General features: G+C 47.8%; 1 protein-coding gene. It reads left to right on the top strand.

The window, feature by feature from the left end; genetic code table 11:
* Window positions 1-1,185 (top strand): WD40 repeat domain-containing protein (locus V7L07_RS20020; protein WP_335060695.1); only part of this gene is annotated, 1,185 nt, incomplete at both ends.

The raw sequence follows: 1,185 nt of genomic DNA, 5'->3' as shown, positions 1-1,185 counted from the left end.
AATGTCAGCAGTGGTAAACTTCTCAAAACTCTGACTGGTCATAGCGATGGGGTCAATAGCGTCGCCTACAGCCCCAATGGACAACAGTTAGCTTCTGCTAGTGATGACAAGACCATCAAAATCTGGAATGTCAGCAGTGGTCAACTCCTCAAATCCCTCACTGGTCATAGCGATGGGGTCAATAGCGTCGCCTACAGCCCCAATGGACAACAGTTAGCTTCTGCTAATGGTGACACCACCATCAAAATCTGGAATGTCAGCAGTGGTCAACTCCTCAAATCCCTCACTGGTCATAGTATTCAGGTCTATAGCGTCGCCTATAGCCGTGATGGACAACAGTTAGCTTCCGTTAGTGGTGACAAGACCATCAAAATCTGGGATGTCAGCAGTAGCCAACCCCTCAAATCCCTTCCTGCGGAACGCTACGCGAAGACTGGTCATAGCAGTTTGGTCAATAGCGTCGCCTATAGCCCTGATGGGCAACAGTTAGCTTCTGCTAGTCTTGACAAGACTATCAAAATCTGGGATGTCAGCAGTGGTCAACTCCTCAACACCCTTACGGGTCATAGCAGTTCGGTCAATAGCGTCGCCTACAGCCCCAATGGACAACAGTTAGCTTCTGCTAGTATTGATAAGACCATCAAAATCTGGGATGTCAGCAGTGGTCAACTCCTCAACACCCTTACGGGTCATAGCAGTTCGGTCAATAGCGTCGCCTACAGCCCCAATGGACAACAGTTAGCTTCTGCTAGTATTGATAAGACCATCAAAATCTGGGATGTCATCAGTGGTCAACTCCTCAAAACTCTGACTGGTCATAGGAGTTCGGTTTGGAACGTCGCCTACAGCCCCAATGGACAACAGTTAGCTTCTGCTAGTGATGACACAACAATAATTTTATGGGATGTCAGCAGTGGTAAACTTCTCAAAACTCTAACTGGTCATAGCAATACGGTCATTAGCCTCACCTACAGCCCCAATGGACAACAGTTAGCTTCTGCTAGTGGTGACAACACCATCAAAATCTGGGATGTCAGCAGTGGTCAACTCCTCAAAACTCTGACTGGTCATAGGAGTTCGGTCAATAGCGTCACCTACAGCCCCAATGGACAACAGTTAGCTTCTGCTAGTGGTGACAACACCATCAAAATCTGGGATGTCAGCAGTGGTCAACTCCTCAAAACT

Source organism: Nostoc sp. (assembly GCF_036916985.1).
GTDB lineage: Bacteria > Cyanobacteriota > Cyanobacteriia > Cyanobacteriales > Nostocaceae > Nostoc.
This window is presented reverse-complemented; position numbering and strand designations above follow the sequence as displayed.